Annotated in this window: 5 protein-coding genes; all 5 read right to left on the bottom strand. The window is 71.5% G+C overall.

The features are described 5' to 3' along the window. Positions 1 to 132: 132 nt before the first annotated feature. Positions 133 to 1,527: an Ig-like domain-containing protein gene (locus ACFYNU_RS19570; protein WP_356590825.1), complete on the bottom strand. Its 1,395-nt coding sequence runs from the start codon at positions 1,525 to 1,527 to the stop codon at positions 133 to 135. 235 nt (positions 1,528 to 1,762) lie between these two features. After that, positions 1,763 to 2,731 carry a substrate-binding domain-containing protein gene (locus ACFYNU_RS19565; RefSeq protein WP_356590823.1) on the bottom strand — a complete coding sequence of 323 codons (969 nt, stop codon included), beginning with the start codon at positions 2,729 to 2,731 and terminating at the stop codon, positions 1,763 to 1,765. 221 nt (positions 2,732 to 2,952) lie between these two features. Further along, positions 2,953 to 5,442, bottom strand: coding sequence for a hypothetical protein (locus ACFYNU_RS19560; protein WP_356590821.1), 2,490 nt, complete (start codon positions 5,440 to 5,442; stop codon positions 2,953 to 2,955). Continuing rightward, positions 5,439 to 7,148: a phosphate ABC transporter substrate-binding protein PstS gene (gene pstS / locus ACFYNU_RS19555; RefSeq protein WP_356590819.1), complete on the bottom strand. Its 1,710-nt coding sequence runs from the start codon at positions 7,146 to 7,148 to the stop codon at positions 5,439 to 5,441. The genes ACFYNU_RS19560 and pstS overlap by 4 nt, the downstream gene beginning before the upstream one ends. Further along, a complete protein-coding gene (gene pstA, locus ACFYNU_RS19550; RefSeq protein WP_356590817.1) occupies positions 7,145 to 8,407 on the bottom strand; it encodes a phosphate ABC transporter permease PstA in 1,263 nt (420 codons plus the stop codon). Before pstA ends, pstS begins: the two co-directional genes overlap by 4 nt. Positions 8,408 to 8,464: the final 57 nt, after the last annotated feature.

The raw sequence follows: 8,464 nt of genomic DNA, 5'->3' as shown, positions 1-8,464 counted from the left end.
GCCCCCGCCCCGCGCCCCCCCCCCCCCCGGGGTGGGGGGGGGGGCGCCCGGGGGGGGGGCCCGCGGGGGCGGCCCGGGGGGGGGGGGGGGGGGGGGGGGCGGGGGCGCCGGCCCCCGCCCCACCCCCGTACCTCAGAACTTGAGCAGGCCCCCGCGGCGGGCGCGCACCACGAACAGCGTGCCCAGCCCGCACAGGGAGAGCGCGGCGAGCGCCAGCGTCAGCGCGCTGCCGCCGGTCGACGCCAGCGGCCCCGTGCCACCGTCGCCGCCGCCTCCGGAATCGCCCGAGCCGCCGGTGTCACCGCCGCCCGAGCCCCCCGTCGAGCCGCCGGTCGCACCGCCGTCGGCGCTCTGTGACCCGCTCGGAGTGGGTTCGGGACCGGGTGCCTCGCCGATGCTGAAGACGAACTCGACGAGATGGCCCTCCGCCTTGTCCTCGGTGAGGGTGAGGGTGTACGAGCCGTCAGCCAGCGGGTCCGGCACGGTGAACGCGTAGTCGGCGACGGTGCCTTCGGCGTCGGCGGTGGCGTCGGCGAACGTCTCCTCGCTGCCCGTGAGCACGACCTTGACCTTCGCGTCCTCGGTGTAGCCGCGGGCGGTCACGAGGACCTTCTGTCCGGCGGTGAGCGTCGGGTTGACGTCCAGCGGCGTGCCGTCCTCGTCGGTGACGTCGAGGTCCGCCGGCTCGTCGGTCGGGTCGGGGTCCGGCGGGGGCGACGAACCGGCCTCGGTGATCGTGTAGTCGGCGGCCGGGGACTCGGACGGGTCGAACGCGGCCGGGTCGGTCGGGACGAACTTCGCGGTCAGCGAGTGCGTACCGGCGCCGAGCGCCGACGTCTTCAACTCGGCGGCGCCGTCGGCGACATCGACCGCGCCCAGCACGTCGGCGCCGTCGAGGAACGTCACCTTGCCGGCCGCGCCGGCGGGCGTGACGGCCGCCTTCAGCGTGACCTCGGCCCCGACGGGCGCCGTGCTCGCGGGCGTGGCGGTGAGGCTCGTGGTGGTCGGCGTCGCGGCGGCGGCCTTGACGGCCCAGGAGTCGCCGGTGACCTGGATCTGGGCGCTGAAGTACTCGGCGCCGACGTTGGCGGCGTTACGGCAGAGGAGACGGATCTCGTACGTTCCGTCGAACTCCCCGGAGGGAACGGCCCTGCCCAGCCGGGCCTCCAGCGATGTCCCGGCGGGGATGTCGGCGGTCACGGGGCCCTGGTAGGGCGCGCCGACGTTCGTCTTGCCGAGCAGCAGCGTGCCGCTCTCCCCGCCCGGGACGAGCAGAGTCAGCTGAAGCTGCTCCGCGAAGTCCGCGGGGCAGGCCGCGTCGGTGCTGACCTTCGGGAAGGTCGGGTTGTCGGCGATCTTGCCCGATGTCGTCGCGAAGGTCAGCTCGCCGAGGTCCTCGGCCGCGCGGGCCTGGGGGGCGAGGCCGACGACGGCTGCCGCCGCTGCCAGCAGCAGCGAGCAGCAGAGCAGCAGGGCGGTGACGGCGGACGTTCTCGATCGGGTGTCGGGCAGTGCGGTGCTTCTCATGGTGGGTCGCCCCCCAATGGGACTGTCGGGTCGATGGAGTTGGGGTCGGTGGAGTTGGGGTCGGTGGAGTTGCGGGCTGTGGAGCCGGGGCCGTGAAGTCCGGTCCGTGAAATCGGGTCTTTGGCAGATGGCGTGGGGACCGGCGGTGCGGTGGGCGGCCCCCGGTGCCGGGGTACGCCGTGGGGCCGGACACCCCTGAGGGGTGCCCGGCCGGCGCGCTGTCAGCTGCTGGTGATCAGCTCTCGCCCTTCAGGACGGTGCTGCCACAGTTGGCGATCGTCGCGAAGCCGTACTCCTGGATCACGGCGCTCTGCGCGCAGACCTTGGAGGTCGAGCCGACGAACGTGGCGGCGATGGTGGCGTTGGTCAGCTTGGCGGTCGGGACGACGTTGTAGACGTCACGGTTGAACGGGAAGGCGGGGTTCAGCGTGTTGTTGGCCAGCGTGGGCTGGACACCGTTCAGCGAGCCGAGCACGGCGAGGCCGCGGCGGTCGATGACATCGCCGGGCTGGTTGCCCTGGGCGATGTACTGGGCGATGGAGTACGGGGCGATGTCGCCGGCGCTGTTCAGCGCCTCACCGTTGTGCTCCTGGACGGTGTCGTCGACGCAGGCGCCGAAGGTGTCCTCGGTCAGGCCCAGCGAGCTGAGGAAGAAGGAGCGGGTGCCGGAGCCGGCCTGGGGCAGCAGCGGGGTGAGCGCGACGCCGTTCAGCGAGGTGGTGCCGCACGTGTAGATGGAGGTGAGCTGGGCGGTCGTCAGCGCCTTGGGCAGCGCGCTGTTGCCGCGGACCGCGAAGGTCACCGCGTCCTTGCCGAACGGGACGAAAGTCAGGTCGGTCGTGGAGTTGTTGGCCACGCCGCGCGAGGAGCGCGCGAAGTCGACGCAGCCGGTGTTGTTGTCGATCGCGTTGTTCAGCGCGCTGATGCCGGCCGAGGAGCCGTTGGGGCGCGGGATCACACAGTTGGTCGCGCGCGTCTTGACGGTCGTCGAGCCGGTGGCGTTGTACGAGGCGATGAGGGTGCCACTGTCGACGGCGGTGCCCAGACCGTTGACGACGTCCTGGGTGGTGTCGGAGCCGACACCGGCGAGCACCCGGTAGTTGCCGGTGCCGGGGTCGGCGGAGGCCGGTACCGCCAGGGCGCCGAGGGCGAGGGCGGTGGCGCCGACGAGGGCACCGATACGTGCGCGGGACTTGACGTTCACTTCTGTTCTCCTCCGTCATTACGGATACGAGGAAAGGACGCTCAAGCGAAAGCACTGAACACTGAACACTGAGTCGCGAGACCGAAAAACACGGAACCGCAGTGGCGCAGAATTCCGAATTCCTGATTCACCGGCCCGTCGACCGGCCACCGATTACTTTTCCTTATCCAGTGACGGCCGACCACCAACTCATAAGGTTGATCAGGTTACGAGATGCTTTCCTAGACGACTCCTGGAGAGCCCGGCCCCGATTTACGGGCGGAAAGGCGCAGCAGTATCGGACCGGAAAGGGCCGCCAAGCCGCCCGCGACGAGCACACCGAGCAGCACCCAGCGGATGATCCCGAGGACGGTGGAGGGCGTCAGCCCGCCGGACTCGGCCACGTTCTGCTTGTCCGGGTCGGGCGGTGTCGCGCGCGCGTCGGGCGTGGCGCCGGTGTCCGGGTTCGCGGCGGTGGCCGGGTCGCCGCCGCCGGCCGCTCCGCCGGAGGCGCCGGCCCCGCCGTCCAGGCCACCGGTGGACCCGCCTCCCGACGACCCGGCTCCGGCCGGGTCGTCTCCGCCGCCGCCTGCGGTGTCGCCGTCCTCCCCGGTCTCCTTGGCGGTCCGCAGCCGCTCGGCCGCCGCCAGCGCCTGGGTGCGCATCGCCGCGGGCAGCGGGGCGTAGCCGGGCGGGAGTTGGCCCGGTGAGACGCCGGGTGCCTGGCCGTCGCCGACCGCGTACCGGACGAGGTCGGCGTAGTCCTTGCGGTCGGCCGCCGGGGTGTTGGTGAATCCGGCGGCGTAGACGACCGAGGTCAGGGGGTAGGCACCGCCCCTGGCCGCGCCCGGGTCGGTGCCGAGCACGCCCGGCACCGGGGACTTCTTCATGGCCGCGACACCGTCGAGCAGGGAGCCGGTGGTGGGGGTGACGAACGTGCCGGCGGCATTGCGCAGGGCCGCCGTCTGGAGGCCGTACCGCGCGGCGGACGCGGCGTCGACGAGCGCGAGGACCATCCGCTGACCCGGCAGCGGCGGGGTGTTGACCAGCTTGGCGGGCGAGCCGCTGGCGCCCGCGGCGGGTGTGGTGGTGGACCCGTTGTTGCCGCGCCGGGTGCGCAGCGCGCCGTCGTGCATGTCCTGGACGTACGGGGCCACCTCGGTCGTCCCGTACTCCAGCGCCTCCTCGCCGATGGTCACCGTGGTCTTGGTCGGGTCGGCCTTGGGGAATTCCGACAGGGAGACGTCGGTGGTGAGGCCGATGTCCGCGAAGAACGGATTTATTTTCATGCCCCAGGGGTCGGCGGTGCCCGACATGAATTCCCTCGCCTCACGGTCCGACCTGAGCCACTGCCAGGCCATTCGTGTGGTGTCCGTGTTCGCGAGCTGCACCAGGAGACTCATGGGCGGCAGGGAGCCGGGCCCCCAGTCCTTGAACTCCGGGTTCATCTCCTTGAATTCCGGGTCGTGGAAAAGACTCTGCGGATTGTCCTTGATGTGCTCGGGTATTTCCCGGCGGCTTCGTGTCACGTCCTTCTGGTACGAGGAGGTGAGCAGTTTGGCCAGCAGTCTGGGGGTGAGTCTCATCGAGGTGAGCTGTCCGGAGCCCGGCATCTCGATGAAGTAGCCGACCGCGAGGCCGCTGACCGCGACGGGGGCGTGGACGACGTCGGGGCCGTCCGACGGTGCCTCGACGGGGTCGACGGTAAAGGCGAGGCCGGGTGAGCCGGTGGCCGGACGGGAGATCGTGTCCCTCGCCCCGCCCTCGCCGCTCTGGCTGAAGGCGAACTTGGCGCCGCCGGGGGCCGAGCAGAGCGCGGGCTGCCACGACGAGATGGCGTCGGTGACCAGCTCGGAGCCGGTCACCCGGCGCTCCGCCCGGTCGGCCGGACAGGTGTTGCCGACCGGCAGGAAGTCGAGCGGGACGACCATCCGCTGGGCCCAGTTGGAGGCGGAGAGCGGGGAGGACTGGAGTAGGTTGGCCGGGCCGGTCGTGCCGTCGACGTCGTGCTCGCCGCGCGGCACGATCACCAGCCAGCAGGACCGCCCCTTGACGGTGCTGCCCTGCTTGACGGGGGCACCGCAGCCGAGGTGGTCGGCTCCCTGGTCGGTGAGCATCGGGAAGGTGAACTCGCCGGTGCCGTCCGCGTGGGTGATCGCGTACGGCTCCTCGTTGGTGTCGAGGGTCCCGAAGTAGGTCCAGTCACGTGAACCGGCGGTCGGCTTCTCGCCGTTGGCGGGGCGGAACGGTACGTAACTCTCGCCCTGGCCGTTGTCGACGTACTGCGTCTCCGCCGGGTCGGGCACCGCGCCGATCTGCCGCAGCGCGCTCCAGCCGCCGCCGCTCTGGGTGACGCCGCTGCCGCCGAACTGGCACTGGTCGCGGTCGGGCCCGTCCGGGTCGTCGCCCCAGCACTGCATCAGCTGAAGGTAGTTGTATCTGAAGCCGTTCTCGGTGGGCCTGGCTCCGGTCCAGCTGACGCGCACGCCCTGCGCGCGCAGTTGCTCGGTCTGGTGGACGGTGACCTTGAGGGAGGAGAAGTCGTCGTACTTCCCCTTCTTGCCGGTCACCGTGACCGCGGAACCGGCCGCCCGCGAGGAGTCCGCCGCCTGCGCCGTGGTGGTCGTGGCGGGCAGCGGGAGCAGCGCCACCACCAGGGCGGCGAGCAGCGCGGTGATACCTGTCGTGGTCCGCGTGCGTACGGACGCGACGTTGCCGGGGCGCGTGCTCATCGGAAGCCTTCCTTGCGTCGGTTGCGCGCGGCGAGCGCGCGTGCGGTGAGCGGTGGGCCGACGACCACGCCGAGCAGCAGGACGGCGGACAGGGCCATGAGTACGCCGCGCAGTCCGCCCGAGTCGCCGGAGGCGAGTGTGACCGGGTTGCCCACGACGGAGGAGTCCCCGCCGATGCCGTCGCCGCTGATCAGTTCGCCGGTGTCCGGGTCGATGACCCCGCCGGCCGCGGTGCCCGCCGTACCGGCGGTGGCTCCCGCGGTGCCCGCGGTGTCGCCGCCCGTGGCGCCTCCCGCCGCCGCGCCGCCGGTCGCGCCGGCCGTACCGCCCGAGGCCCCGGCCGTGCCGCCGGAGGCGGAAGGGCCCGAGCCGCCCGAACCGCCGCTCGTCGCACCGGGTTTGACGGGTGTCTTCTCCTTGGCGCCGGCCGTGCCGTCCGCGCACTGCGTCGGTCCGCGCTTGTCGCACGCCTTCGGGTACGGGGCGCTGTTGGCGAGGGCGTTGGAGTCGTCCGCGGAGAAGGTGGGGTTGCGGCACTTGGAGATGTCGGTGCTGCCGGCGGGCGCGCCGGGGATCTTCCTGACCTGTGCGAATCCGGCCTGGACGAGGTTTCTGGGCAGCGGCGAGTAGCCGAGTTCCTGGGCCTGTTGCTGGCCGTCGCAGAGGAAGTACTTGGCGAAGGTGCCGAGCGTCTTGCCCTTGGCGGTGGTGAAGGGCTGTTCCGCCTTGGTCGGGATGATCATGTAGCTGTAGCTGGAGAGCGTGTAGGTGCGGCGGTCGGGCGACCGGTAGACGTTGTCGAGGATCTGCGTCAGATAGTTCGGCGAGCCCTTGTCCTCGTTGATGCGGGCCTTCAGCAGGGCCACGGCGACACTGGAGGCGGTGGGCTCGACGTAGTAGCCGGACGCGTTGAGCATCTTCGCCACCGGGAAGCCGGTCGTGATGGCGTACGAGTACTCGACATAGGTGATGGCGCCCTCGGCGTGCCCCTGCTTGGTGAAGCCGGAGACGCCGAGCGAGCCGGACTTGGCGATGTGCGACGAACCGGGCACGACGGGGAAGTAGGAGGTCATGCCGCAGGGCGTGGAACGTCCGGCCCGGCCGCAGTAGTCGTTCCACAGGGCGGGGTGCTGCTTGGACATCCAGGTGGTCAGCTGGGCGGTCGTGCCGGAGCCGTCGGAGCGCACCACCGGGATGACCCGGGCGGCGGGCAGGTTGAGGCCGGGGTTGTCGGTCCGGATCTCCGGGTGGTTCCACATGGTGATCTTGCCTGTGAAGATCTTGGTGACGACCTCGCCGGACAGCCGCAGGTTGGTGACCTTCTTGCCGCCGATCTTGAGGTTGTACATGAAGGCGGTGCCGCCCGCGACGATCGGCATGTACGCGTAGCCGCGCTTGGGCGGCGCGTCGGTGGCCCCGGCCTCGGTCAGTCCGTACGGGATCTCGGAGACGGCGAAGTCGGCGGTGCCGTTCTTGAACTGCTCGCGGCCGACGGAGGAGCCGAGCGCGGCGTAGTTCACGGTCATACCGCTGTTGGCGGAGACGTTGCGGCGCCACTGGTCGAGGGCGTTGGAGCTCCAGGTGGAGCCCGCGCCGCTGATCTTGGTGTACGAGGCCGCCTCGGCGGCCGGGGCGTGGAAGGCGAGCAGCGCGCAGAGCAACGACGCTACCGCCAGGGCGAGTCGGGAGACGGTGGCCGGTCTCACGGGGCACTCCTTCGGGCTGTACGGGGCGGACTCGGCTGTTCGGTGGGCGAGTTGGCGCCGGGACCGCTCGGGCCGGCTCCGGCGCGGGCGGCGAACCGTTCGGCGTCCTGCCGGGACGCCCGCACCCGCCGGTGTTCCTGACGACGTGTCAACTGGCCCGGTCCGCGCCCGCCGATGACGCGGGCGACGACGAACAGCAGCAGGACGAGCGCCATCAGGACCGCCGCCGTACCGAAACCGCGGGCGATCATGGTGGGTTCGGGCGACTTGACGAACTCGAAGGTGGCCAGCGGCAGGGAGAGCTGCGGCCCTTCGAACGGGTTGCCGTTGATCTCGGCGGTGAATCCGGCGGTGAGCAGCACCGGCGAGGTCTCACCGACCCCGCGCGCGGTGCCGAGGATCACGGAGGTCGTCAGTCCGGAGCGCGCGGTCGGCAGCACGACGTGCCAGACGGTGCGCCAGCGGGAGGTGCCGAGCGCGTACGCCGCCTCGCGCAGATTGCCCGGCACCAGCCGGATCACCACGTCGGCCGCGCGGATGATGATCGGCAGCATCATCACGGAGAGCGCGAGGGAGGCGGCGAAGCCGGACCGGTCGAAGCCCAGCGCGAGGATGATCGTCGCGTAGATGAACAGGCCCGCGACGATCGACGGCAGGGCGGTCATCGCCTCGACCACGGTGCGGACGAACCGGGCGAACCGGCCCGGCACTTCGTTGAGGAAGACCGCGCAGAGCAGCCCGGTCGGCACCGTGATCGCGAGCGCGATGGTGATCTGTTCCAGGGTGCCGAGGATCGCGTGCAGGATGCCGCCGGTCGTCAGCGGGTCGAGCGGCCCCGCCTGGGCCATGTCCTCGGTGAAGAAGTTCAGATGCGGCAGCGCCCTGCGCCCCTCCCACAGGGTGTAGACGACGACCACGGCGAGCGCGCCCACCATCACCAGGCCGAGGCTCTGTACGACGACGGCGGCGATCCGGTCGCGTACCGCGGGCCCGTCCTCGTCGAAGGACACCAACAGCCCGTAGAGCAGCAGGAACAGGACGTACGCGACGACCACGAACCCGACGGTCCCGCTGAACGGCAGCAGCCGGGTGAACATCAGCCCGGTGAGGGACAGGGCGGCAGCGGCGGCGCCCAGCAGGGCGTACACGTCGGTGGCGCGCAGCTGGCCCGGCGAGCGCCGCCGCTCCCCCGCGGTCGGCGCGCGTAGATTCGGACCGGTGCCGCCCGGTGCGACCGGTCTCTCCGGCGCGATGGTCATCTGTGCTGTCCCCTCGTCGACCCGCTCGGTCCGTACACGTCACTCGTCGCGGCCCAC

Origin of the sequence: Streptomyces sp. NPDC006643 (genome assembly GCF_042870175.1) — a bacterium.
Lineage (GTDB): Bacteria > Actinomycetota > Actinomycetes > Streptomycetales > Streptomycetaceae > Streptomyces.
This window is presented reverse-complemented; position numbering and strand designations above follow the sequence as displayed.